This is a genomic window from Marinobacter sp. F3R08 (assembly GCF_018860425.1).
GTDB lineage: Bacteria > Pseudomonadota > Gammaproteobacteria > Pseudomonadales > Oleiphilaceae > Marinobacter.
In genome coordinates, this window is the sequence record NZ_JAHKPI010000025.1 from 280524 (window position 1) to 303530 (window position 23007).

A 23007-nucleotide genomic window follows, 5' to 3' on the forward strand; every position below is an offset into this window, starting at 1 on the left:
GGCGATCCAGGCGATCCAGGAGTTGCAGCGAAATCAGTACCTTCAGTCAGTGGTGCCGGCGCTGTTGCAATGCTAGCCGAAGACACCGAGTACACCCTTGAAAACTACCCGGATGCCGGCGAACTTGAGCAGGACGGCTATGTCCGTCCTGGAGATCAGCAACCCTATTTCACCTGGCGTGACGCAGAGGGCAACGTCCGGACCAGCTACTACCGTCCGGATACTCGCGCTGACCTTCATGGTGGGCTGATGAACCCTCCTGTCCAGATGAGCGAAGCCAGCGTTTATCGGGCGGGCTCGAATGGCGAGAGGACGGACACCGTAGAAGGACATGATCCGGATGCGTTCGCCATCCTGGGGATTGATGCAGGAACAGAGGGTTTTCTGGATCGGTTCTCAGCCACCTGTTGCGCGTCAATGGACGAGCTTAGTCCACAGCGTTGGCATACGGGGCGGGAGTTTGGCGTTACATTCTCGACGAATTCAACAACCCATTCATTTCTGACGGGACTCAGCCCGTATCAATTGATTGCGCTTCCAGATCCCGACCAGCATGGCAGTCTGGTAATACGCCTGCGAACCTATGAGAACAGTGGAGTGGTAGTCCCTTCCCTGGTGTTTTTGGATGAAGACATGACACCGTTACGGCTGGTGACGGATCTGGTTATGGAATTTACCCCGGAAAGCTGGCACCGGCGTGGCTATCTGGAAGCGTGGGTTCCCGCGTTTCCGGGCCACGGAGAGCGTTGGCTGGTCTTGTTTACCCGGGATGAAGACCTGAAGAATCAGACTGTTATAGGAACACAGGCTAATCCGAGCAAAATTCCCCATATCAGGCACGGCGAAATTGGCCTGATGCAGGTGGAGGAATGAGCCTTCAGTCCTCAGGTTTGCTCAGGTCCAGCCACTGCTGAGACAGCCAGTAGTAACTGCCATCGCCTGCAGGATGGGTGCAGTTGTAGCGGAATCGCCGACTATTGAATCTCTCGGGTGCCTGCACGCTCACATTGCCATCAACCACGTTAAAGTCGATACGCCCCTGACCAGAGGCAAAGCAAGTTAGCCTTTCAGCATCAATAGGTTCAACCAGCGGGAAAACCAGAGTGGGTGGGTTTTCGGAGATTATGCCATCTGGCAGCGTGCCCGTATCAACAGGAAAGGCCTTGCTGCGAAGCTTGTCCTCAAGGTTCGCCAGCTGGCCGTAGGCGTTCGCCATCGGAAAGCGAGGCAATCGGGTCTTCCCGGTTTTTCGGCCGATAGCGCCTGACTGCTGACCGAAGCCGTACCAGCCGCGCTCATTAATTTTGGCTTGCAGCGGCTGGTCAAACTCTCCGTATGGATACGCGAACATGGGTGCCGGTGCATCCAGTTCCCGGGCCAGGGTATTCTGCGCAGAGTCAAGGCTGCGGGTAACCCGGATTTCCCAGGCTTCTTCGGTTTCGTCCGGCTTCCTGGCCATATGATCATGGTCCGCACTGTGATTGGCGATGGTTACATCCTGACGTTCGGAAAGTTCCCGAATCTGGTCCCAGGACATATAACCATTACTTCCCACGGCTTCGGTGTTGACGAAAATAGTGTAGGGGTAAGCTTTTTCTGCCAGCAGCGGCGCCGCCGTATGGTAAACAGAAGCGTAAGCATCATCGAAGGAAATGGCAATCTGGTTACCTTCGCCCGCCGTGCCAGACAGTGTTGTTTCCGTGCCCTGGCGCAGGTTCACAACCTCCAGGTCCAAGTCCGAAATCAAGTCCATTTGTTGCTTGAACAGGGATACCGAAGTGCTGGTGGAGGGAGGCGTAGAATCGCTCACATGATGATATTGCAATACCACGAGGTCAGCGTGGGCCGAGATGGCGGCCATCATCGGAACGACGAAAATGGATGCTTTCAGGACTACTCCGAGCGGCATATTCTCTCCTGTGCTTCTGTTCTCCGGCAGTCTGGTCAGATGCCGTGACGGAAATGGGCTTTCAGGACGGCAAAGGCCTCATTCAGGTGCTGAATGGTTTCTGTCCGTCCACCGCGGTCGGGGTGAGCGTGCATAACGGCACGGCGGAAACGCTTTTTCACGGATGAAAAATCGGCGGGAACTCCCTGGAACCCCAGTAACTCCGCTGCTTTCCTGGTTTCTGATTGTGCCGGGGGCTGGCCCCGCGACCCTGTCCAGAATTTATTCATCATCTGGTGAATGGCTTCTTCTGGCAGTCGGTACTGGGAGAGATCCAGATAAAACTGACGAAGTGTGTCGACAGTGTGTGGAACCCCATCACCACTGACCACAGGCTGTCTCTCGATACGGATGTCAAGTGGTGAAATCGCCACGTTTTCTCCCACTTCAGATAATTGGTCACGAAGGCGATAGAGTACGTGGAACAAAAGAAAATGAACCGGGTAGAGCTTTTCAGGTTCACTGAAAATAACCTCTCCGAGCAGCTCCCAGGGCGGTTTTTGCAGCGCTTTGATCATTGACAATTCGTTCATGCCTGCCGGCGACGATCTGAGTTCGTGCTCAACGGCTACCAGCAAATGTTGAATCTGTTGCTCGAGGTAGCCATCATCATTCGGCGATTCGGGCTGAGTAGTGATAGGGGGTTGGCCATCTGTCATGAGCTTCATGTTAGGGTACTCCCGTTGATCAGGGAAGTATCGTCAGCCGAAAGGCCACCAATAGACAAGAGCGGTTGATCATGTGAGGCCGGCACATACCCCGCGGTTCGGCTCGAGCCATGCTGCGTCTTCTGCTTTCAATTGCAACATATCCCTGTTGGTATCCTGTCCCTGACTCCATGTGACGCGTATAATTCCCCGTCCATTTGCCTTATGAACTTAGTTGGTATGCCCGAAGCAATGATCGCCAGTTCCGAACAGTCCCTCACTCCAGAGCGGGAGCGCCGCGAGAAACTGGAGTTGAACAAGCTGCAGAAACGTCTGCGCCGCGAAGTCGGGCAGGCGATTGCCGATTTCTCAATGATTGAAGCCGGAGATAAAGTCATGTGCTGCCTCAGCGGTGGCAAAGACTCCTACGCTATGCTCGATATTCTGCTTAACCTGCAGAAGAGTGCTCCGGTATCGTTTGAATTGATTGCGGTTAATCTCGACCAGAAGCAACCCGGGTTTCCGGAAGAGGTGCTGCCCGAATACCTTTCCTCAATGGGTATCGAGTATCACATTATCGAGAAGGACACTTACAGCATTGTTAAGGAAAAAGTGCCTGAAGGTAAGACAACCTGTGGTCTGTGTAGCCGCTTACGTCGCGGAATTCTCTATAATTTCGCCGAGGAACATGGTGTCACCAAGATTGCGCTGGGCCATCACCGGGACGATCTTCTGGAAACGCTGTTCCTGAACATGTTTTATGGTGGCAAGCTCAAAACCATGCCACCGGTGCTGCACAGCGATGATGGCCGTAACACCGTGATTCGTCCGCTCTCTTACAGCCGGGAAAAGGACATAGCCCGGTATGCGGCTCTTCGAGAGTTTCCCATCATCCCCTGTAACCTGTGTGGGTCCCAGGAGAATCTCCAGCGCCAGGTGATTAAGGATATGTTTCAAAGCTGGGACAAACAGCATCCGGGGCGGCTGGAGACGATGTTCCGGGCCATTTGCAACGTGGAGCCTTCGCATCTGGCGGATACCAGCCTGTACGATTTTCGGGAAGGTAAGCGTCTGGGCGGCAAGCGGCAGGCAGTCAATACTGCGGAGCCTGAAGCATCAGCTGACTTCGGTCGCCTGGATGTGCTGAATATCTAGCGTTAATGCCCGGCCATATGTAAAAAGGGCAGGGTCCAGATTCCGAAGAGGATGAGCAGGGCGCCTGTTACCTTCCTGAACACTTGGTGCGTCTGCAAGCCCCGCACCCAGTTAGCTGCGAATCCCGTAGCCAGCATGGAAGGCAGGGTGCCCAGCCCGAAAAACAGCATGGTCAGCGCCGCCGAGCCCACGGTCGGTTGCAGCGCCGCCCATCCGAGAGTGCTGTACACCAATCCGCAGGGCAGCCAGCCCCAGAGCGCTCCCAGGGCAAGGGCCTGTCCGCCGTGATTCACAGGAAGGAAACGGCGGGTCAGAGGAGAGATTCTGGCCCAGACCGGGGCGCCAACCCGTTCTACGTAGCGAATACCCTGCCACCATTGCCCCATCGAGAGCCCCATGAATATCAGCAGAATGCCTGCCAGTGAGCGCAGAGCCAGTCCCGCAAGCGTCCACTGGCTGGCGGCCGATGTACTGGCCAATGCAACCAGCGTGGCGATGATGACATAGCTGCAAATGCGCCCAAAATTGAAGGCCAGAAGCATTATGGATTGCCGCCACCGGAAACCTTTGCCAACAGGCAGGGCCATGGATAGGGACGCACTGATTCCGCCGCACATACCGAGACAGTGGGTGCTGCCGAGAAGTCCGATCAGAAAGGCGCTGGGGTAGCTGAGGTAGAGTTCCGGGTTCATCCTTTTCGGGACTCATCCTCATCGGGATCGGATGCCTGGCTGATCTCGACGGGTTGCTCCGAGGTTGGCGTCTCTGCAGCCGCTTTATCAGTGCGAGCGTCGTCCGGAATCATGTCTTTGTCGTCATCGTAGAGAATTCGATGGGCCGGCCCTTCGAGATCATCGTACTGGCCGTTCTTGACCGCCCATGAAAACAGTACGATGCCAAGCGCCACCAGTATGAGCATCACCGGGACCAGAAACATTACGATTTGCACGGCGAAACCTCGCAAAAAAAGTATAGGTTCACGGTATCAGGACACGACCTGAGCGCCAACTTCGGGATTGCCCTGACGCAGTCGGTTCGGGGATTTGCCCAACCGAAGGGCATTCAGCACGACCACCAGGGAGCTGACAGACATGCCAATCGCTGCCAACCAGGGCGGGACCATACCCGCGGCGGCCAGAGGTAGCGCGCATACGTTGTAGACCAGCGCCCACCAGAGGTTCTGTCGAATGATTCGACGAGTCTGGCGGCTCGTTTTCAGAGCTTCGACTAGCTGCATCAACTGGCCGTTCAGCAAGACTGCATCAGCTTTGAGTTGGGTCAAATCCGCTGCCGTCCCCATGGCCACTGAAATTCCGGCACCGGCCATGGAAGGCAGATCGTTCAAACCGTCGCCAACCATCATGATGCGGCGGCCCTCGGCTTCCAGCCGTTGTAGCACAGCCAGTTTTTCTTCCGGAGAAGCCTGACCGATTGCCTCGTCGATACCGAGAACGCCTGCTACCTGCTCAACGTGTCCGGATCGGTCGCCGCTCAGGAGCAGGGTGCGTATGCCGGCGTCGTGCAGCGCCTGGATTGCCGATCGGGCATCGTCGCGGGGTTGGTCGTCTAGCCTGAAACAGGCAAGCCATTCCCTATCGGAGGCCAACCAGATTTCCATGCCCTGATGCTGCGCCACGTATGGAGCGGGCGTGTCGGTATATTGCGCCACGAATTCCCGGTGCCCGATGAATAGAGGCAGGTCCCCCAGTCGGCCGGAGAGGCCCCCACCAAGATGATTTTCAACATTTTCTATGGCGGCGGAATTGCGCCGGTGAAACACTCTGGCAATCGGATGCTCAGAGTATTTTTCGAGCCCGGCGGCGAGTTTGAGGCAGGTTTGCTCATCCTCGCTACCCACAATGTCGGTGCCGGTCAGGCTGAGCTCTCCCCGGGTAAGCGTCCCGGTTTTATCAAATATCACGGTATCGATGGTGTTCATCGACTCCAGGGTATGCCCCCTGGTAGGCAGGAAGCCAAGGCGGCGGAGTCTGATCGTTGCCGAGGTAATGGCTGTCGGGGTTGCCAGCGAAAGCGCACAGGGGCAGGTGACCACCAGTACCGAAAGGGTAATGTCGAAGGCATTGTCAGCACCCGCGAGCCACCAGCCTATCCATACTATCGGTGCCAGGATCAAAACCCGTCCGACGAACTTTCCTGCCATACGGTCGGCCATCATTGCGACCTGGGGTTTGTCGGACTGGACCCGGTCCAGCACGCGTAAAATCCCTGAGAGCCGGGTCTGGGCGCCTGCTTTTAGGACCCGGATATCCAGCGGGTTCTCGCCGTTAACGCTCCCTGCATGGACGGTATCGCCCGGATACCGGGTTTCAGGAAGGTACTCACCCGTCAGCGCGGCTTCGTTGAGGGTTGACTCGCCCCGGACAATCTCTCCATCCACTGGCAGGGTTTCGCCGGGCCGCACACGAATGATATCGCCAGGCCTGACCTGATGTGCAGGAACAACATCTGTGGCATCGCCCGATACCAGCGTAGCAACCGTTGGCTGGAATCCTGCGAGAGCGTTTCCGGTCAGTCCGGAACGGTAGCGGGCCTGAACTTCGATATAACGTCCGAGCAGCAGGAAAAACGTGAACATACACACCGACTCGAAATACACCTCTTCGCCGCCAAACACGGTAACCCATGCGCTGGCGAGATAGGCAAGTCCGATGGCAATGGCAACTGGCACATCCATGGTCAAATGTCGGCTCTGGATATCACGGCGGGCGTTCCGGAAGAAGGGAGCGGCGCTATACAGAACCACAGGCGTGGCTACCAGCAGACTGAACCAGCGGAAGAAACTGACGAATTCAGGAGACAGGTCGCTGACCAGTTCAAAATACAGGGGGAATGCCAGCATCATGCTCTGAAAAGAGCCAATACCGGCGATCGCGACCCGGATAAGCATGGACCGATGCTCTGCCTTGAGGGCCTTTTCTGCATCGTCTGCCTGGTACGGGCGGGCGGTGTAGCCGAGTTCGTGGATCGCAATGAGTAGATCGCTCAACGGAGCCTGGTCCTGGGACCAGACCAGCCGCGCCCGTTGGGTGGTGTGATTTACCGAGAAGGAGACAACACCAGGCTGTTTTGCTATGTGGTTTTCAAGCAACCAGATACAGGCCGCGCAGGTGATACCGCCAATCAGTAGTTGGGCTTCCTGGGCTCCTTTAACCGGTACAACAAAGGATTCCTGAACCAGCGGGTGGTCGAGCTCTCTCAGGCGGCTCAGTTCAGCTGCGGTTAGTTGCTTCGGGGTAACGGCAGGCTGGGTCCGGAAATTATAGAATCCAGTCAGGCCTTCGCTACGAATGGTCTCGCAGACCGCTTTGCAGCCCTGGCAACAGAAGTGCTGGGTCGTACCATCGACCTCAAGAGTAATAGGCGGCTCACCGTCTGCCGGCTCGCCGCAATGGAAGCAATCCAGTGTCGTCAACCTTGGGCTGACTCCCCGGCCTTGACCGTAATCCCGTTCTCTGGCGGCAGCCAGGCCTCGCCCTTGAGGCGCCACTCATTGGCCGGACCGCGAAGGTCATAGTACCAGCGACCGTCTATGTCGCTGTGGAGTTTGCCGGCAAATCGTCCTGGTGCGACTTGCTGGAACTGGATGGTGCGATCTTTGTCCGAGAGCGTCGGATGAAACAGGTTGAGAACCAGGTATGGGAAATCAGCCGGGCCTTCCAATGTATTGAGGTCGACGGTGACATTCCGGTTCTGGAAATTGATCTGAGCCTCCATACCCAGATCTGCCGCATGCTTGTCCCGCGCAATGGACATATTGATGCCACGACCTTCCTTGGACCAGTCATCGGTCACCATCGCATTGTCCGTGCTGATCGCGATGGTAATGGCGATAGCGCAGTAAATGATCGAGGCGCCCGGGAATATAAGCAGGAACCAGAACCAGGGTTGGCGGTACCAGGGGCTTACGGGTGTTTCTGCATTCATAAATCAGGGTCTCATTTAAACAGTCAGATCCGCGCGCATTCGGTGATCAGCGTGTTGGACCGACAAATCGGCTTTCGGTTTCAAGGCTCAGTGAGGAATCTGTCTCCGATTGTGCCTTGAACAGAATGTCGTTATTGGATTTGGTGATGGACTCAGGTGGTACGTCGACAACCGTTGGCAGTGACCGGTTCTCACCACTCTCCACGGTTACCGAGCTTTCGGTCAGGATACGGATGCCTTCCAGACCGCTCGCCGACAGAGTGAACGTCTGGGGGACCTCAGTCATGTTGGCGATTTTCAGCGTGTAGGAGTTCTCGATACGTCCTTCGCCGTTGAAGCTGAACAAGGCTCCCCGATCACGAAGTGCGTCCAACTGTGCCGGGACCCGTGTGACAATCGTAAAGATGATCGCGACCACCATGAGAGACAGGACCGCTCCATAACCGAAGGTTCGGGGCCGTAACAGTTTCGAGGTTTTGCCTTCCAGCTCATTCTCAGTGGTGTAGCGAATCAGACCTTTCGGGTAGTCCATCTTGTCCATGATTTCGTCACAGGCATCAATGCACAGCGCACACCCGATACACTCGTACTGCAGACCGTCTCTGATATCTATGCCGGTAGGGCATACCTGAACGCACTGTCCGCAATCGATGCAGTCTCCCAGGCCCGCCTCGGCCGGATCGACGTCTCTCTTACGCCCTCCGCGTGGCTCGCCCCGATTTGGATCGTAGGAAACCACCCGGGTATTGGGATCGAACATTACAGACTGAAAGCGGGCATACGGGCACATGTAGAGGCAGACCTGCTCACGCATCCAGCCAGCATTCAGATAGGTGGCAATGGTGAAGAATGCGACCCAGAAATAGGCCCAGCCATTGGCCTGCAACGTAAAGATGTCGGCCAGAAGCTCCCGGATAGGGTAGAAGTAACCAACAAAGGTCAGGCCGGTAGCCAGCGCAATCAAAAGCCAGACTGCGTGCTTGGCAGATTTTTTGATCACTTTTTCCGCTGAACGAGGTGCCTTGTCGAGCTTCATACGCTTGTTGCGGCTGCCCTCAATCCGCTCTTCAACCCACATAAATATAAAGGTCCAGACGGTCTGTGGGCATGTGTAGCCGCACCAGACCCGGCCGAATAGGGTGGTGATAAAAAACAATCCAAAGGCGGAGATGATGAGCATGCCCGAGAGCAGAATGAAATCTTTCGGGTAGAAGGTTGCCCCGTACAGATGGAACTCACGGGCGGGAAGGTCAAAATGAATCAGTGGTTGCCCGTCCAGGGTGAACCAGACAAACGCAAAGTACATCCCCATCAGCAAGGTGAGGCTGACATTTCTTATACGCTGAAAGAAACCAGTGACTTCTTTGACATATATCTTCTTGCGACTGGCGTATAGATCGACGGTTCCGGATTTATTATTTTTATCGGAGGGTTCAGAGGATGGGTCAACCTGTTTGACCGGAATCTCACTGCTCATCGTTACCTCCAGGGAAAGGGGAATGCGGGGCAACAGGCCTTGCGGCTGCTGATCTTTTCAAGTCTGTACCCGCATCGCAGGCACAGGGTTGAAAAGACCTGGCCGGAGAAAACTCCGGCCGGGTGACTCAGTTCGACAGGCTGTAGACGTAAGCCGCGAGTATCTGAATCTGGTCTTCGGAGAGACGACCACTTTGTGCTGGCATCTGGTTCTGGCGACCGTTCACAACGGTCTCCTTGATCCAGTCATAGGTGGAACCATAGAGCCAGGTATTGTCGGTAAGGTTAGGCGCACCCAGGGCATGATTTCCCTTGGCGTCCGGGCCATGGCAGGCAACACATGCCTGACCGAAGACCTGCTCACCAGCTTTTGCCGCTTCGGCATCCTGTTCGCGACCACTGAAGCTCAGGACGTAGTTTACGACCTGATCAACCTGTTCATTGGTCATGCTGGGCATGGTGCCTTTCGCCGGCATGTTACCCATACGGCCATTATGCAGCGTCGCAAGAATTGCCTCAGGTGTGCCGCCATAGAGCCAGTCGTCGTCAGTCAGGTTGGGGAAACCAACCTGTCCACGCGCTGCTGAGCCATGGCAGACCGCACAGTTGTTGGCAAACAGGCGTTGGCCAATCTTCATGGCATCGCCATCCTCGGCCAGTTCGGGAACCGGAGTCTGGCCGTATTGCGCATAAATAGGTCCGTATTTCTCGTCAGCTTCCGCAACCTCGGCTTCCCATTGGTTGGTTGAGGTCCAACCCAGCAAGCCCTTGAAGTTGCCCAGGCCCGGGTAAAGGGCAAGGTAGCCAAGGGCAAAAATACAGGTAGCGATGAACAGGTAAAACCACCACTTGGGAAGCGGGTTGTCATACTCTTCGATACCGTCAAAGGAATGACCTGTTGTACGGTCAGTTTCGCTATCGGTCGTCTGGCTTTTGCGGGTTGCCCAAAGCAACCACCAGCAGCCGAAAACGGTACCGAGCACGATCACGCTGATCCAGATGCTCCAAAAGGTGCTCATTCTTTTTTCTCCGTTTTTTCCTGTTCGAGCGTACGCCTGTCCACGTCTTCATCATCGAAGGGCAGGTGAGCTGCCTCGTCGTTGGCTTTTTTGCGGCGGGCACTGTAGGCCCACCACACGATGCCAAAGAAAATCGCCATTACCAGAATGGTGTGAATGCCGCGTAACTCATTAATATCCATCAAATCACCGTCTTTCTGAAATCACTGTACCCAACTGCTGCAGGTATGCGACCAGGGCCTCGATTTCAAATTTGCCTTCCACTTGAGCAGGCGCCTCGGCGATCTGCTCGTCTGTGTAAGGCACGCCAAGTGTCTGGAGCGTGTCCATCTTCGCGGCGGTCTTGGTGTGATCTACTTTGTTTTCAAACAACCAGGGGAAAGCAGGCATATTTGATTCCGGAACCACGCTGCGCGGGTTGTACAGATGCTGGCGTTGCCAGGCATCGGAGTAACGACCACCAACGCGGGCGAGATCCGGTCCAGTACGTTTGGAGCCCCACAGGAACGGACGGTCATAAACAAACTCACCTGCAACGGAGTAGTGGCCATACCGCTCAGTCTCCGCCCTGAAAGGACGGATCTGCTGGGTATGGCACACATGGCAGCCTTCGCGGATATAGATATCCCGACCTTCCAGTTCGACCGCCGTCAGGGGCTCAAGCCCTTCGATGGGTTCGTTGGTCTCTTTCAGGAAGAAGAGGGGCACAATCTCCGCAAGGAAACCGCCACTGATGGTCAGGATGATCAGTACGATCATCAGACCAAGGTTCTTTTCGACTATTTCATGTTTCATCTGATCTCTCTCCCGTTACGCAGGCTGTGCCGCCGCGTTATCCTGCGCAACCGCGTCTTTCTGGCGAACGGTCATGTAAACGTTGTAAGCCATCAAGAGCATACCGCTGACGAAGAAGAGTCCACCGATAAAGCGAACGAAGTAGCCTGGGTAAGATGCTTCAAGGGCTTCAACAAAGCTGTAGGTCAGGGTGCCGTCTTCGTTGACTGCGCGCCACATCAGGCCTTGCATGATGCCGTTTACCCACATGGCAACGATGTACAGAACCACACCAACGGTTGCCAGCCAGAAATGGACATTGATCAGGGCTGTGCTGTACATGGCCTGAACGCCCCAGAGCTTGGGCACGAGGTGGTAAACCGCACCGATGCTGATCATGGCTACCCAACCAAGGGCTCCGGAGTGAACGTGTCCAATTGTCCAGTCGGTGTTGTGGGACAGCGCGTTGACTGTCTTGATTGCCATCATCGGGCCTTCGAAAGTGGACATGCCGTAGAACGACAGAGAAACCACCAGGAAGCGCAAAATCGGGTCTGTACGCAGTTTGTGCCAGGCACCTGACAAGGTCATCATGCCGTTAATCATGCCGCCCCAGGACGGAGCCAGGAGGATCAGAGACATAACCATGCCTGCAGTTTGCGCCCAGTCTGGCAGCGCAGAGTAGTGCAGGTGGTGTCCGCCGGCCCATACGTAGGTTGCAATCAGTGCCCAGAAGTGAACGATTGACAGGCGATAGGAATAGACCGGACGGTTGGCTTGCTTGGGAACGAAATAGTACATCATGCCCAGGAAGCCTGCGGTCAGGAAGAAACCTACGGCGTTGTGACCATACCACCACTGCATCATGGCATCGGTAACGCCGGCATAAGCCGAGTAGGATTTGAAGGCACTTACCGGCAGGGCCATGTTGTTGAAAATATGGAGCATGGCCACAGTAATAATAAATGCGCCATAGAACCAGTTGGCCACGTAAATGTGGGGGGTGCTGCGCTTCGTTACGGTCCCGAAGAACACCAGAGCATAGGTGATCCATACAATGGCGATGGCAATATCAATCGGCCACTCGAGTTCGGCGTATTCCTTGGTGGAGGTAAGGCCGAGCGGGAGAGTGATTACCGCCGAGACGATAATGGCCTGCCAGCCCCAGAACGTGAACGCCGCCAGTCCATCGGAAATCAGACGGGCCTGACAGGTGCGCTGAACCACGTAATAGGAGGTCGCAAACAGGGCGCATCCACCAAAGCCGAAGATGACGGCATTGGTATGCAGCGGCCGCAGACGGCCGAAATGGGTAAAGGGCAGATCTAGGTTGAGGGATGGCCAATAGAGTTGCGCTGCAATCAGCACACCCAGGGACATACCTACAATACCCCATACCACTGTCATGATGGCGAATTGTCTCACCACCTTGTAGTTGTATGTCAGGTTTGCATTTACTGTGCTCATAGCCTTACCAATGGGTTTAAAATGGGGAAATATGCGGGCGCAAGTATGGAGAAACGATGAGCTGTTTGCAATGACTCAGGTCAACTCCTGACATCCGTCAAATGCGCCTAAATCAGCAACATGGCTTCCTTTTCAGCGCGGTTACTGGAATTGTTGTAGCGTGGAAAATGTCTGTTGCCTAAGCAGCAATGATAGTCGCTTAATTGGGTGAGGTGAATTCTGTGGAGTTGATTAAGACCAAAGGCTACGAAAGTACTTCGGAAGTCGTATTGATCCTGGCTCATGGTGCGGGGGCGCCGGCAGATTCACCATTCATGGAGGCGCTGGCTGGAGCTCTCAGCAGTTTGGGCATCGAAACGGTTCGTTTTGACTTTCCTTACATGCAGAAACGACGCCTGGATGGAAAGAAACGCCCGCCTGACCGGGAGCCTGCTTTGCTCGATTGTTTTTCCCTTGTTCTTGACCAGATTCGTGCCGAACTTGGGTCGAACAGCAGGGTATTGATTGGCGGAAAATCTATGGGCGGACGCATGGCGAGTATTCTCGCCAGCCGCAGGGGGGGTATAGATGGTGTTGCCTGTTATGGCTATCCGTTTCATCCTCCTGGGAAGCCCGACAATTGGCGAACGGCGCATTTCCCGGAGCTGAGCTGCCCCATGCTGGTGCTTCAGGGGACCAGGGATCCTTTCGGCAAGCCCGTCGAGATGGCTGGCCGTGAATCAGAGCTGGAAGCCATCCAACTGCATTGGCTGGAAGGTGGCAATCATGATTTTCAGCCGCTGAAACGGCAGCCCCAAACCCAGAATGATCTGATCCTAGCGGCTTCCCGCCAGACCCGAATCTTTGTGGATGAGATGCTGGTTTCCTGATGTATTCTCTATTCCGGCCGTTTCAGCCAGCAGCACCCGGTTGCGACCCTCGCTTTTCGCACGGTACAGGGCCTTGTCGGCTCTATCGAACAGCTGGCTCTGGGTCTCGCCAGGATTGAGTGACGCTATGCCACCGCTCAGAGTGATGGTGACTTCGGTGCCGTCCGGCGCCAAAAGGGTGGTGCTGGCGATATCTTCGAGCAGTGCGGTGCAGACGTTCAGAGCTCCGGCAGAATCGGTTCCCGGCAAAACCAGCGCAAACTCTTCTCCTCCGAAACGGATAGCGACATCTCTCGGGCGTTTTACGTGACGCGTTAACATTTCGGCGAGAAACTGAAGGCATGTGTCTCCGAAGCCGTGGCCCCAGGTGTCGTTGATGGTCTTGAAGTGGTCAGCGTCGACCAGGGCCAGCGTCAGTGGTTGGGCGTTTCGGCGCGCTTCTGCGGATAGTTCAGGGAAAATAGTATTTAAATGCCTTCGGTTATGCAGACCTGTAAGTGCGTCGTTTAGACTCATCATCGAAAGCTGGCGGTTGGCATTTTCGAGTTCGCGCATGGTATCCCTCAGCTGCGCGGTACGCCGGTGCACCTTTATTTCCAGTTCTGCCCTTGCGTCATGCTCCACATCGAGAAGCTTCTGGCTGAGCAGGCGCCATCGTTGCACCAGGGCATAGTTGAGCAGAATTATCTGCCCGCCCACCGCTGACTGCATCAGGGCTTCCCGGGCCAGAAAGTCAGTAATGTGGCCAAAGGCTGCAAGAGCGTATACCAGGCCGGCAAGCAACATGACCAGCCACGCCAGCAGATACCACACAGCCGGCTGATAGCCCTGTTTCCAGCGAACGGCTGCAATTACAAACAAGCTTGAGATGACCGTCAGTGTCAGGACCGTGTTGAGCAGGATAGTTTTGCTGTAGGGCAGGACCAGTGTGAGCGCGAGCAAACCTATGGAGGACCAGGCCTCTGCCTTGAGTACGGTCTCTGAGATGGTTCCCCTGTTTACGTCAAGGAACGATCGGCCAAAAAGTATCATGGCAAGGGCGCAAAGCGACAACGACAATGGAATGGATGTATTGGCAAAGCTGGCGTTATCCGGCCAGAAATACTGATTGGCGAAGCCGCCCATGGCGAAGAGAAAGAGCCCCAGTGCTGCGAGATAGAATGCGTTATAAAAGTAATCGCCGGTTCCGGAGCTTAAAAAGAGCAGCAGGTTGAAGGCTGCAAAAACCAGAAGCGCACCATAGAGCAGCCCATGGGTCAGTGTGAGGTGATTACTGCGGGCAATGGCTTCTGCCGCGGTTTCGAAACTGAGAGGCACGTTCAGGGCTCCACTGCTATGGATCCTGATCGTCAGACTCTGGGTCTCGCCGCCATCCAATGTGACAGGAAGTAGAAAGTACCGGTAGTCTACTGGCCGAGTCTCGAAAGGGTGTTGATCTCCGGTAACAACCATCTCTGTAGTATCATTTCCTGCTTGCCAGATCGTAACTTCGTCAAGCAGGGGATAGCTGAGTTTCAGGTACCATACGCCACGTTCCGGCCCGGAGTTCTTCACATTCAGGTGGATCCAGTAAACGGATTTGGTATGGCTGAAAACCAGATCCCATCCGTTTGCAGGCACCCATTGGAGGTCTTCGGGCAACTGCTCCGGACCGGTTGCCTGGTGGCCCGGCGCACCCGGCGAGGCACTGTAATAACAGATATATTGCATCAGGGCTGCACGGGCAGTGCTATCAGTTGCCTCGAGCGTAGGGCAGGCCGTCGGGATAGGCCTGGCGTCTGGTTGAGCCAGGGCGGGGGCCAGTACAAGGCTGACAAGGGCAATCAGGCGCAAAAAGGATGACATCCATGGCTTCCCGGGTTTATCAGAGCGGGAAGTGTAGTCAGTGAAGACAATTCGCGCTGTTAAACAGTTTCAATTTTTACGGGTTGGTCAACAGCCCTCATTCAGGTACGGCATGGAACAGATTCTTGCGTTTTGCAGGCCCGGTTTTGAAACCGAAGCGGGCCGTGAATTAACCGATTCAGCCGCGAAATATAATATTTTCGGCTTCTTCGAGCCTGTCAAAAATCAGGGCCTGATTCGTTTTTACCCGGCTGCGCCCGAGACCGCAGACGATTTGATGACTCGTCTTGCCCTTGATGAGTTGGTGTTCGTTCGTGACTGGATTGTTGTGCTGGGAGAATTCAGTTTACCGGAGGCGGACAGGGTTGGGGCCGTTATAGATGGGCTCAGGGGCCTTGAGCGCGGCTATCCTGGCTGTGCACGGCTGGAAATCCGGCTGTCGGAGAACAATTCGGATGGCGATCTCGGAAATTTTGCCCGAAAGTGGGTCTCTCCGCTCTCCCGAGGCTTGCGTGGGGCTGGTTTGCTTAAGGCCGACCAGAACGTCTCTGCGCCTGCACGACTGGAGATTTTTCTGCCGGACTTCTCCTCGGTGGTTGTCGGTTATAGTCTTGCAGACAATCGGGCACGGTATGTCGGTGGCATTCCTCGTCTCAGGCTCCCTGCGTCAGCGCCCAGCCGATCCGCTCTCAAGCTGGAAGAGGCTTGGAAAGTGTTTCTGCCAACGGATCAGGAGCTGGACTATCTCGGTGGTGGCATGAAAGCGGCGGACCTTGGAGCCGCGCCTGGTGGTTGGACGTGGCAGCTTGTTCGTCAGGGTATGATGGTAACCGCAGTTGACAACGGCCCCATGGATGCGGAATTGATGGCTTCGGGACAGGTGGAGCACGTAGAGGCCGATGGTTACAGCTGGCGCCCTAAAAGAGGTATCGACTGGATGGTGTGCGATATCGTGGATCAGCCACGTAAAACTGCAAAACTGGCGGTTTCCTGGGTCGGCGATGGTTATTGTCGTTATACCGTGTTTAATCTCAAGTTACCGATGAAAAAGCGTTATGACGAGTGGCTGATCTGCCGTGATATTCTCGTCGAAGGGTTACAGGCGTCGGGCATTGGTTTTCGTCTGAAAGCCCGCCACCTTTATCATGACCGGGAAGAGATTACCTGCTTCATCGAGAGGACGGGCTAAAACGCGCTTTGTTCCAGAACGGTGATGTGTTCTTCCTCGTCCATCATGGGAATGAGCTCCAGCATGAGCGCTCGGCGTTCTTCAGAGTGAAACCAGCGATCCCAGTCTGCTTCGGATCGCCAGTTAGCCAGTGTTATCCGGTGATTGGGGTCGTGGCTGTCAACCAGCGTCTCGCCGGAAATAAAGCCGGGAGCACTGACAGCCTGCTGCAGAACCTTGCGCGAACGTTCTTCGTAAGCTGTTTCCAGGGTTTCAGCAATATGGCGTTCAATCAGAACCCGGATCATGGTAGTTCTCCATGTTTTTATACAGTTATAAACAGTAATTTAGCAGGTTTTATAGAAAAATCAGGTTCATTAACAGGAGATGTGGTGTGAGCGAAACCGAATACGACCTGGAGCTGGACGCCCGCGGCCTTTTCTGCCCGGAACCGGTGATGATGCTTCACAACCGGATCAACGACGTTGAGTCCGGTGGTGTCTTGAGAGTTGTAGCCACGGATCCCTCCACCACCCGGGATATACCCAGATTCTGCCAGTTCCTTGGTCATGAGTTGATCGATCAGACCGAGACCAGCGAGCTGTTTATCTACCTGATCCGCCGGGGGCAATAGCGACCGTGCTTACATCACTTCCGGGCGTAGTGTCCGGAGGTGACTGAGGAACTCGTCCCGATCCATCTCGCCGAGCACCCTCCGCCCGGACAGCTCTGCTCCGTCGCTGCCATAGAAAAGAATGGCCGGCGGCCCGAAGAGTCCGAGCTCGTCTAACATGGCTTGTTGTTCCGGTGTGTTCTCGGTCATATCGATTTGCAGCAGTGTATAGGGATCAAGTGCCTGGATGACATCCGGCTTGCTGAACACGTTGCGCTCCATAACCTTGCAGGAGATGCACCAGTCGGCATAGAAGTCCAGCAGAACGGGCCGGCCCTGCTCTTCGGCCTGCTGCAGCATGGCCCGAATGTCGGTGGGGCGTTCGACGCGCAAGAAATCCGCATGCCGGGCAGCGCCGGTGCCGTGGCCAGTGGGCGATGCGGAAGCCAGCGTAAATGGGGCCAGAGGTTTCAATGGATCATTGGCACCGCCCACCGCACCTGCGAGCAAAGCCAGGCCGTATGCGAAAAGTACCAGGCCAAGGCCTTTACGGGTTCGCTCCCAGCCCGCTTTGGCAGCATCAAAGGCGCCCAACTGGACGCCGGTGATGGCAACCAGAAGACCCCAGAGAGTCAGTGCCAGCCAGCCAGGAACCAGGCGTTCCACCAGCCAGATTGCGACAGCCAGCAACATCACGCCATAGAAGTGTTTTACAGCAGTCATCCAGTGGCCGGTGGTTGGGAGTAGCTTCCGACCACCCACGGCCACCAGGATCAGCGGGATGCCCATGCCAAGGCCGAGTGCAAACAGTGCCACGCCGCCGATTACTGCGTCCTGGGTTGTGGATATGTACAGCAGGCTGCCAGCCAGCGGAGCCGACACGCAGGGTGACACGATCAGCGCTGACAGGGCGCCGATGCCGAAAATACTGACGACCCGGCTGCCAGTTAGCCGATGGCTGGCTTCATTGATCGGTTCGCGGATAAAACGTGGCAGCTGGATCTCGAACAAATCGAACATGGACATGGCAAAGACCACGAACAGGAGCGCAAAGGTGCCCAGAGCCCATGGTGACTGCAATTGTGCCTGGAGGTTGAAACTGGCGCCGAGCAGGCCTGTCAACACGCCAGCCGCAGCGTAGGTCAGTGCCATGCCGAGAACATAGCTGAACGATAAGAGCAGGGCGTGTGCCGTGGTTCGTGTGTTTCTGCCGGAAACCAGCGATGAAATAATGGGTACCATGGGCAAAACACAAGGTGTGAATGTGAGGCCAAGCCCCAGAAGCAGAAACACTCCTGCGATGACAACCGTGGACTGCTGAGCAAGAAAGCCTGCAAGCCCGCTGGCGGTTTCAGTGTCCGCTGGAGTGCTGACGTTGCTTGAAACGGTTCCTGTCAAGGTTGGTTGTGACCCGGAACCACCGCTGCCCTGATAAAACAGCACATCCCGGGTCTGAGGGGGATAGCACAATCCTGCCTTGGCGCAACCTTGATAGGTTACCTGGAGTTGAGCCTCGCGGGCACCGGCCGGAAGCGAAACCGGAACCCGAACGTCAACGGGATCAAAAAAAACGGTGGTGGTGCCAAAAAATTCGTCTTCGGTCACTGTGCCCGGCGCTGAAAACTCAGGTTCCCCAAGCTCCACGTTCGGGTCGGTGGCGGTGATCGTTACCCGATCGCGATACAGGTAGTGTTCAGGGGTGATATCCCAGGAGAGAAGCACACTGCCAGTATCGGTACTGAAACTGAAGGGCAGCGCTTCGTCGACGGGCAGAAAGCCATTGTCCTGGTTACCGAACAGGGAGCCTCCGTTGGTGCCAAAGGCCCAGGCCGAAGGAGAGGCCCAAAGCATCAGGGTGAGCGCCAAAAGCAGGTTAAGCGGATTCACTCTCTGGTGTTTCATCTTCGTTACTGCAGCGACAGCCATCATCGATTGTAAGATTTCCTGGTTGGTGTTTCTCTTGTCGGAGTCGTCCAAAGTCGGAATGTTACAGCGTAATTGCTGCCGGCTCACGCCAGCAGTGGACAAGAGGCCGCTGTTAAAGTTCCCTCTGGTATTGGGTCCAGTAAAGTCGCACAATAGCCACCCAATGAATCACAGTCCAAATGATCTTATCATGCTGTTCAATGACCTGTTCCGGGAGACGTACCGGACAGTTCTTGTCAAAGGCAGCGATGAACCTGAATATGTGCCTGCCCGGGGGGCTGAGGGTCTTGCACAGGTTATTTTTGCTCACGGCTATTATGCCAGCGCTTTGCATGAAATAAGCCACTGGTGTATTGCTGGTGAGTACCGGCGCACACTTCACGACTATGGTTACTGGTACTGTCCGGATGGCCGTACACTTCAGCAGCAAGAAGCATTTGAGCAGGTTGAGGTCAGGCCACAGGCGATTGAATGGTTGTTTTCGGTCGCTGCAGGTACTCGTTTTCACATCAGCGTGGACAACCTTTCCGGAGTTGGCGCCGCTAACGAAAAGCGATTTCGATACAACGTGAGAAAACAGGCGGGCGAGTATCTGGAGCGTCGGTTGCCGCCCCGGGCCCAGGTTTTTTTTGATTCGCTAGCAACCTTTTATGGTACCGGAGAGACTCTTGAAGAGCGCTGGCATGAAGATGCCCGGCGCATCGCTCCGATTTATTCTGAATCAGGACATTCCCAGGAAAACTGAGACGATATGACATCTGACCCAAAACACACCGGCGATCTGAAGTTCAACGATCTGAACCTCGACAAGCGTTTGCTGGATGCCATTACGGCCATTGGTTTTGAATACTGCACACCCATTCAGGCAGAAACGCTTCCCTGGACACTGGCGTGCGAAGATCTGATCGGTCAAGCGCAAACGGGCACGGGTAAAACCGCAGCGTTTCTGATCACCGCAATCCAGAGTCTCCTGGAGGCTCCGATTCCTGAAAAAGACCGTTTTGCCTCCGAGCCTCGGGTACTTGCCCTGGCTCCCACCCGTGAACTGGCCATGCAGATCGCGAAGGATGCAGAACAATTATGCCAGCATACCGGGCACAATGTGGTAACGGTTGTGGGCGGCATGAACTATGACAAGCAGCGGGACCAGCTTCAGAACGGGATTGTGGATATTCTCGTTGCCACACCTGGGCGCCTGATCGACTTTCTCGGATCTCAGGATGTGTTTCTGGATCAGCTCGACATCCTGATTCTTGATGAAGCCGATCGAATGCTGGATATGGGTTTTATCCCGGATGTTAAACGGATAATCCGCAAGTGCACGCCCAAGGATGAACGTCAGACCCTGTTATTCAGTGCCACGTTCAATCAGGACGTCCTGAATCTCGCCTCCATGTGGACAAGCAATGCGGAGTTTGTCGAGATCGAGCCGGAACAGAAAACGGCAGAACGGGTTGAACAAACGGTCTATCTTGTCGGCGACGATGAAAAGCTGCCGGTGCTCGTCAATTTCCTGAAACGACCCGAAGTGGAAAAAGCACTTGTGTTTGCAAACCGTCGGGATCAGTGCCGGGACCTGGAAGAGGATCTCCGGAACCAGGGCGTGAAAGTAGCTCTGATGTCTGGCGAAATTGCCCAGAACAAACGCCTGAAAACGCTGGATCAGTTCAAGAAGGGAAGTATTCAGGTATTAGTGGCCACTGATGTGGCCGGTCGTGGCATCCACGTTAACGGCGTTACCCACGTTTTTAACTACAATCTGCCAGATAATGCCGAGGATTATGTGCACCGTATCGGTCGCACAGGTCGGGCCGGTAAGCATGGTGTTTCGATCAGTTTTGCTGGTGAGGATGATTCTTTCGCACTCCCGGCGATCGAATCCTACATCAGCCAGAAGCTGAAGACAGCGGTGCCCGATGAGGCTCTCATGGCGACGATGGAAAACCCGCCAATTACTCGCCGGCGCGGTCGACGGCCGCAGGGGCCGGGTGGTCGTAGCCAGGGTGGGCGCAATCAACGCCAGCGCAGGAACTGAAAAGGCCGGACACCATCATGTTGATTGTAGCAGACGAAAATATCCCTCTACTGGATTCGTTTTTTGGTGATATTGGTGAGATTCGGAGGGTTTCCGGTCGTGCCATGTCGAGTGAGGATGTCCGGAATGCCGATGTGCTGCTGGTTCGTTCGGTCACCAAGGTAAACCGGGAGCTTTTAGAAGGGAGTCGGGTTCGGTTTGTTGGTACCACGACGATCGGTACCGATCATGTCGATCTGGACTGGCTGGAACAGGCGGGGATTCGGTTCTCGGCCGCGCCGGGCTGCAATGCTAACAGTGTGGCGGAGTATGTATTGTCCGTTCTGTCATTGTATGCAGAGCGCAATGGTTTGTCAGACTGGTCTCAGCTTAGCGTCGGTATTGTCGGGGTCGGCAATGTGGGTAGTGAATTGGCGCACAAGCTGGAGCGCCTTGGTTTTAATGTCCGCCTTTGCGACCCCCCCAGAGCTGACGCCGGTGAGGATGAACACGAGTTTGTGACGCTCACCGAGGCTATGACGTGTGATGTGGTTTCTCTGCACACACCCCTGACCCGGGAGGGGCGCCATCCCACGCTGCATTTGGTCGGACAGAAGCAGCTTGAGTCCATGAACTCGAACCAACTTCTTATTAATGCCGGTCGTGGTGAGGTTATTGATTCCTCGGCGCTGCTGGCACGTCTCGACCAGAGTAATGCGCCTACCGTGGCTTTAGATGTCTGGGAGCAGGAACCGAGAATTCATCTTGAGCTCATGGAGCGGATCTGGCTCGCGACACCGCACATTGCCGGATACAGTCTCGAAGGTAAGGTTCAGGGAACGGAAATGATCTATCAGGCTCTGTGCAGGTTTCTGGGCTTGCCGGTTCGCAAAAAGGCGGGGCAGTTTCTTCCGGAGCCAGCGCTTAGCAAAATATCCTTTACCAGTTCAGCAGACGAAGAGGATGCGATCCGCATTGCGCTCAGGGCCTGTTACGACCCTCGGCGGGACGATGCGATGCTTCGCAACGCCATGAAAGGGTCTATTGAAGAGCGGGGTGTCGCGTTTGACCGGCTGCGCCGGGACTATCCGGTGCGTCGTGAGTGTTCCAGTCTCAGGATTCAGCTCAAGGGAACCAGCAAGTCTCTGCAGGACAGTTTCCGGGACATCGGTTTCAAACTGAAAATCTGATACAGGCTTTCCTCCTTAACCAAAAAAGCCGGGGTCATTAAACCCCGGCTTTTTTGTCACAGTTTCGCGCTCTGCAACGCCTTTATCCGGTCATCCAATGGCGGATGAGTCATGAATAGTGCGCTTAGACCGGCCCGGGCTCCACGGTTAATGCCGAACGCCTGAAGGGTGTCTGGCATCTGGTCGGGCACTTCACTTTCCTGCTTCAACCGTGCCAGAGCGCTGATCATGGCTGATCGGCCCGCAAGCTGGGCACCGGCGATATCTGCCCGGAATTCTCGTCGACGAGAGAACCAGAATACGATGGTGCTGGCCAGTATGCCGAGGACGATTTCGGCAATGATACTGACAACGAAAAAACCAATGCCATGGCCGTTTTCATTTTTGAAAACTACCCGGTCGACAAAGGAACCGATGACCCTGGACGCGAAAATCACAAAGGTGTTTACGACACCCTGGATCAACGCCAGAGTAACCATGTCTCCATTAGCAACGTGGCCAATTTCATGTCCCAGAACGGCCCGGATCTCATCTTTGTTAAACCGATGCAGAAGGCCCTCACTGACGGCAACCAGGGCGTTGTTTTTATTCCAGCCCGTTGCAAAGGCATTGGACTGAGATGCCGGGAACGTGGCTACCTCCGGCATGCCGATACCGGCATTGTTGGCCAGCTCTGCAACCGTATCCACCAGCCAGCGTTCAGCCGGTGTTCGCGGTGATTCAATGACCCGGGCCTTGGTGCTCCACTTGGCCATTCGCTTTGATATCAACAATGAAACGATGGCACCGGCGAATCCGAAGACAGTGGCAAAAGCCAGCAAGGAGCCATACTGAATACCATTCTGGGCGAGATAACTATCCACTCCCAGAAGTCGCAGTGTAAAGCTGGCGACGATAATGACAGCAAGGTTGGTTGCTAGAAACAGCAAAATGCGCATGTTTGTTTCCTGG

The 23007-nt window shown here is 55.3% G+C and carries 23 protein-coding genes; 8 read left to right on the forward strand and 15 right to left on the reverse strand.

The genetic code is table 11. The features are described from left to right. Positions 1-873: MalM family protein (locus KO499_RS16635; RefSeq protein ID WP_215984880.1), on the forward strand; the 873-nt coding region annotated here is incomplete at its 5' end. A 4-nt stretch (positions 874-877) separates the two neighbouring features. Here KO499_RS16635 and KO499_RS16640 read toward each other — a convergent pair. Further along, positions 878-1909 (reverse strand): polysaccharide deacetylase family protein, encoded by a 1032-nt coding sequence (locus KO499_RS16640; protein WP_215984881.1) that lies wholly within the window; start codon positions 1907-1909, stop codon positions 878-880. 35 nt (positions 1910-1944) lie between these two features. Continuing rightward, positions 1945-2616, reverse strand: a complete 672-nt coding sequence (locus KO499_RS16645) for a DNA-J related domain-containing protein (protein ID WP_215984882.1) — start codon at positions 2614-2616, stop codon at positions 1945-1947. 219 nt (positions 2617-2835) lie between these two features. On the opposite strand from KO499_RS16645, the gene ttcA reads away from it, so the two are divergent. After that, the gene (ttcA, locus tag KO499_RS16650; RefSeq protein ID WP_215984883.1) at positions 2836-3750 is read left to right on the forward strand and encodes a tRNA 2-thiocytidine(32) synthetase TtcA; all 915 of its coding nucleotides are present in this window, start codon (positions 2836-2838) and stop codon (positions 3748-3750) included. A 2-nt stretch (positions 3751-3752) separates the two neighbouring features. Here ttcA and KO499_RS16655 read toward each other — a convergent pair whose 3' ends face one another. From KO499_RS16655 to ccoN, 9 genes are all read right to left on the reverse strand, one after another. Next, positions 3753-4442, reverse strand: a complete 690-nt coding sequence (locus tag KO499_RS16655; protein WP_215984884.1) for a sulfite exporter TauE/SafE family protein — start codon at positions 4440-4442, stop codon at positions 3753-3755. Further along, complete coding sequence (ccoS, locus tag KO499_RS16660) at positions 4439-4699, reverse strand: cbb3-type cytochrome oxidase assembly protein CcoS (protein WP_215984885.1); 261 nt, start codon at positions 4697-4699, stop codon at positions 4439-4441. Before ccoS ends, KO499_RS16655 begins: the two co-directional genes overlap by 4 nt. Positions 4700-4735: 36 nt before the next feature. Beyond that, positions 4736-7183, reverse strand: coding sequence for a heavy metal translocating P-type ATPase (locus KO499_RS16665; protein WP_215984886.1), 2448 nt, complete (start codon positions 7181-7183; stop codon positions 4736-4738). Continuing rightward, entirely contained in the window at positions 7180-7695 is a 516-nt protein-coding gene (locus tag KO499_RS16670) for a FixH family protein (RefSeq protein ID WP_215984887.1), read from the reverse strand. The genes KO499_RS16665 and KO499_RS16670 overlap by 4 nt, the downstream gene beginning before the upstream one ends. 46 nt (positions 7696-7741) lie before the next feature. Beyond that, positions 7742-9172 carry a cytochrome c oxidase accessory protein CcoG gene (ccoG, locus tag KO499_RS16675; protein ID WP_215984888.1) on the reverse strand — a complete coding sequence of 477 codons (1431 nt, stop codon included), beginning with the start codon at positions 9170-9172 and terminating at the stop codon, positions 7742-7744. Between the two features lie 127 nt (positions 9173-9299). Then, positions 9300-10190: a cytochrome-c oxidase, cbb3-type subunit III gene (gene ccoP / locus KO499_RS16680; RefSeq protein ID WP_215984889.1), complete on the reverse strand. Its 891-nt coding sequence runs from the start codon at positions 10188-10190 to the stop codon at positions 9300-9302. Further along, on the reverse strand, positions 10187-10372 hold the full coding sequence (locus tag KO499_RS16685; protein WP_215984890.1) for a cbb3-type cytochrome oxidase subunit 3: 186 nt from the start codon (positions 10370-10372) through the stop codon (positions 10187-10189). The genes ccoP and KO499_RS16685 overlap by 4 nt, the downstream gene beginning before the upstream one ends. A 4-nt stretch (positions 10373-10376) precedes the next feature. Next, positions 10377-10985, reverse strand: coding sequence for a cytochrome-c oxidase, cbb3-type subunit II (ccoO, locus tag KO499_RS16690; RefSeq protein ID WP_215984891.1), 609 nt, complete (start codon positions 10983-10985; stop codon positions 10377-10379). 15 nt (positions 10986-11000) lie between these two features. Then, positions 11001-12431, reverse strand: coding sequence for a cytochrome-c oxidase, cbb3-type subunit I (gene ccoN / locus KO499_RS16695; protein WP_215984892.1), 1431 nt, complete (start codon positions 12429-12431; stop codon positions 11001-11003). Between the two features lie 221 nt (positions 12432-12652). Here ccoN and KO499_RS16700 point away from each other — a divergent pair, with 221 nt between their 5' ends. After that, positions 12653-13300, forward strand: coding sequence for an alpha/beta family hydrolase (locus KO499_RS16700; RefSeq protein WP_215984893.1), 648 nt, complete (start codon positions 12653-12655; stop codon positions 13298-13300). Here KO499_RS16700 and KO499_RS16705 read toward each other — a convergent pair. Then, on the reverse strand, positions 13247-15145 hold the full coding sequence (locus KO499_RS16705; protein ID WP_215984894.1) for a diguanylate cyclase: 1899 nt from the start codon (positions 15143-15145) through the stop codon (positions 13247-13249). The two genes, KO499_RS16700 and KO499_RS16705, sit on opposite strands and share 54 nt — an antisense overlap. A gap of 112 nt (positions 15146-15257) precedes the next feature. On the opposite strand from KO499_RS16705, the gene rlmM reads away from it, so the two are divergent. Continuing rightward, positions 15258-16334 (forward strand): 23S rRNA (cytidine(2498)-2'-O)-methyltransferase RlmM, encoded by a 1077-nt coding sequence (rlmM, locus tag KO499_RS16710; protein WP_215984895.1) that lies wholly within the window; start codon positions 15258-15260, stop codon positions 16332-16334. On the opposite strand, the gene KO499_RS16715 is transcribed toward rlmM, so the two are convergent. Beyond that, positions 16331-16621 carry an antibiotic biosynthesis monooxygenase family protein gene (locus KO499_RS16715; RefSeq protein ID WP_215984896.1) on the reverse strand — a complete coding sequence of 97 codons (291 nt, stop codon included), beginning with the start codon at positions 16619-16621 and terminating at the stop codon, positions 16331-16333. The genes rlmM and KO499_RS16715 overlap by 4 nt on opposite strands. Before the next feature lie 86 nt (positions 16622-16707). On the opposite strand from KO499_RS16715, the gene tusA reads away from it, so the two are divergent. Continuing rightward, positions 16708-16947 (forward strand): sulfurtransferase TusA, encoded by a 240-nt coding sequence (tusA, locus tag KO499_RS16720; RefSeq protein ID WP_215984897.1) that lies wholly within the window; start codon positions 16708-16710, stop codon positions 16945-16947. A gap of 9 nt (positions 16948-16956) precedes the next feature. Here the strand turns inward: tusA and dsbD are convergent, their stop codons facing one another. Continuing rightward, positions 16957-18855 (reverse strand): protein-disulfide reductase DsbD, encoded by a 1899-nt coding sequence (gene dsbD / locus KO499_RS16725; protein ID WP_215984898.1) that lies wholly within the window; start codon positions 18853-18855, stop codon positions 16957-16959. Positions 18856-19042: 187 nt separating this feature from the next. On the opposite strand from dsbD, the gene KO499_RS16730 reads away from it, so the two are divergent. The 3 genes from KO499_RS16730 to pdxB are packed head-to-tail and all read left to right on the forward strand — an operon-like array spanning position 19043 to position 22056. Beyond that, positions 19043-19597: an elongation factor P hydroxylase gene (locus KO499_RS16730; protein ID WP_228340022.1), complete on the forward strand. Its 555-nt coding sequence runs from the start codon at positions 19043-19045 to the stop codon at positions 19595-19597. Between the two features lie 6 nt (positions 19598-19603). Then, positions 19604-20887, forward strand: a complete 1284-nt coding sequence (locus KO499_RS16735) for a DEAD/DEAH box helicase (protein WP_215984900.1) — start codon at positions 19604-19606, stop codon at positions 20885-20887. A 17-nt stretch (positions 20888-20904) separates the two neighbouring features. After that, the gene (gene pdxB / locus KO499_RS16740; protein ID WP_215984901.1) at positions 20905-22056 is read left to right on the forward strand and encodes a 4-phosphoerythronate dehydrogenase PdxB; all 1152 of its coding nucleotides are present in this window, start codon (positions 20905-20907) and stop codon (positions 22054-22056) included. Between the two features lie 56 nt (positions 22057-22112). Here pdxB and htpX read toward each other — a convergent pair whose 3' ends face one another. Beyond that, on the reverse strand, positions 22113-22994 hold the full coding sequence (gene htpX / locus KO499_RS16745) for a protease HtpX (RefSeq protein ID WP_215984902.1): 882 nt from the start codon (positions 22992-22994) through the stop codon (positions 22113-22115). Positions 22995-23007: the final 13 nt, after the last annotated feature.

Coding starts and splice junctions, on each gene's coding strand:
- KO499_RS16640 (WP_215984881.1), bottom strand. CDS start 1,909: ATGCCGCTCGGAGTAGTCCTGAAAGCATCCATTTTCGTCGTTCCGATG.
- KO499_RS16645 (WP_215984882.1), bottom strand. CDS start 2,616: ATGAAGCTCATGACAGATGGCCAACCCCCTATCACTACTCAGCCCGAA.
- ttcA (WP_215984883.1), top strand. CDS start 2,836: ATGCCCGAAGCAATGATCGCCAGTTCCGAACAGTCCCTCACTCCAGAG.
- KO499_RS16655 (WP_215984884.1), bottom strand. CDS start 4,442: ATGAACCCGGAACTCTACCTCAGCTACCCCAGCGCCTTTCTGATCGGA.
- KO499_RS16670 (WP_215984887.1), bottom strand. CDS start 7,695: ATGAATGCAGAAACACCCGTAAGCCCCTGGTACCGCCAACCCTGGTTC.
- ccoG (WP_215984888.1), bottom strand. CDS start 9,172: ATGAGCAGTGAGATTCCGGTCAAACAGGTTGACCCATCCTCTGAACCC.
- ccoP (WP_215984889.1), bottom strand. CDS start 10,190: ATGAGCACCTTTTGGAGCATCTGGATCAGCGTGATCGTGCTCGGTACC.
- KO499_RS16685 (WP_215984890.1), bottom strand. CDS start 10,372: ATGGATATTAATGAGTTACGCGGCATTCACACCATTCTGGTAATGGCG.
- ccoO (WP_215984891.1), bottom strand. CDS start 10,985: ATGAAACATGAAATAGTCGAAAAGAACCTTGGTCTGATGATCGTACTG.
- ccoN (WP_215984892.1), bottom strand. CDS start 12,431: ATGAGCACAGTAAATGCAAACCTGACATACAACTACAAGGTGGTGAGA.
- KO499_RS16705 (WP_215984894.1), bottom strand. CDS start 15,145: ATGTCATCCTTTTTGCGCCTGATTGCCCTTGTCAGCCTTGTACTGGCC.
- rlmM (WP_215984895.1), top strand. CDS start 15,258: ATGGAACAGATTCTTGCGTTTTGCAGGCCCGGTTTTGAAACCGAAGCG.
- KO499_RS16715 (WP_215984896.1), bottom strand. CDS start 16,621: ATGATCCGGGTTCTGATTGAACGCCATATTGCTGAAACCCTGGAAACA.
- dsbD (WP_215984898.1), bottom strand. CDS start 18,855: ATGATGGCTGTCGCTGCAGTAACGAAGATGAAACACCAGAGAGTGAAT.
- KO499_RS16730 (WP_228340022.1), top strand. CDS start 19,043: ATGCTGTTCAATGACCTGTTCCGGGAGACGTACCGGACAGTTCTTGTC.
- KO499_RS16735 (WP_215984900.1), top strand. CDS start 19,604: ATGACATCTGACCCAAAACACACCGGCGATCTGAAGTTCAACGATCTG.
- pdxB (WP_215984901.1), top strand. CDS start 20,905: ATGTTGATTGTAGCAGACGAAAATATCCCTCTACTGGATTCGTTTTTT.
- htpX (WP_215984902.1), bottom strand. CDS start 22,994: ATGCGCATTTTGCTGTTTCTAGCAACCAACCTTGCTGTCATTATCGTC.